This window comes from Methylobacterium sp. WL103 (assembly GCF_008039885.1).
In the GTDB taxonomy this organism is placed as follows: Bacteria; Pseudomonadota; Alphaproteobacteria; order Rhizobiales; family Beijerinckiaceae; genus Methylobacterium; species Methylobacterium cerastii.
This window is the reverse complement of the sequence record NZ_VRUX01000978.1, coordinates 1-1,034: the sequence shown is the minus strand read 5'-3', so window position 1 is coordinate 1,034 and position 1,034 is coordinate 1. Positions and strand designations below refer to the sequence as shown.

1 pseudogene is annotated in these 1,034 nt (G+C 75.8%); it reads right to left on the bottom strand.

What is annotated here, in order from left to right:
* Positions 1–1,034 (bottom strand): annotated as a pseudogene (locus FV222_RS27170) (heme biosynthesis protein HemY); the annotation flags it as partial.

Below are 1,034 nucleotides of genomic sequence, written 5' to 3'. Positions count from 1 at the left end.
GGCGAGGTGCCGCGAGGGCGGCGGACTCGGCCTCGGGTGCGGCGCTCTCGAACGGCTCCTGGCCTGTGAGCAGGTTCGGCGGCGCCTGCCAGACGAAGGCGTCGATGCGGCCGGAGACCGGGGAGATCGGCTCCCAGGTCGGCGAGGCGACGCCGTCGGCGATCCAGACGGGGTCGCGCGGGGCATGCGCGGCACGCGCCAACCACTCGCGGGCGCGGCCCGAGCCGGCGCCGTGCTCGGCTTCCTCGATCCGCGCCATCATCAGGCAGGTCCGCACGGTCGGGCCGTCGTCGAGGAGCGGCTGGATCGCCTCGCGCGCCTTGGCGAAGTCGCGGGCGTCGAAGGCGGCCTGGGCGAGGGCGAGGCGCGCCTCGGGGGTCCAGGACGAGAGCTTGGCCAGGGTCTCGGCCCGCGTTAGGCGGTCCCGCACGGAATCGCCCGTGCGCAGGTTGAGGTAGACCTTGGCGAGGTCCGGGTGCGGGTTGGCCTTCCAGGCCGCCTCGACGATCTTGGCGGCCTTCTTCAGGTCGCCGCGGCGCGCGAGCAGGCGCCCGGCGATGCAGGCGGCGGGAACGAGGTCGGGCGCGAGCTTGACCGCCTGGAGCGCGCGCTCGGTGGCGGCTTCGGGCTCGCCGGCCTCGCGCACCTGCGCCATCGCGGTGAGCAGGACCGCGCGCTGGCGGCGCGCCTCCGCCTTCTCGATCAGCCCGAGGGAGCCGCGGCGCTCGACGATCTCAAGCGCGCCGCCCCAATCGCCGTCGGCGCATTGCGCCTCGAGCACGGCGTCGTTCGCCCAGGTGACGCTGGGGGCGAGGCGTGCGGCTTCCGCGGCGTAGGCGCGAGCGGAGACGTCGTCCTCGCGGCGGCGGGCCTCGACGAACAGGCCGCGCAGGCCGAGCACCCGGGTCTCGGGGTCGTCGACCATGCGCTGGAAGGCGCTCTCGGCCGCCTGCCGGTCGCCGGAGATCTGCGCCGCCTGGGCCTTGAGCAGCAGGGTCAGCGGCTCGGCGCCGAGAAGGCGCTCGGCGTCGCCC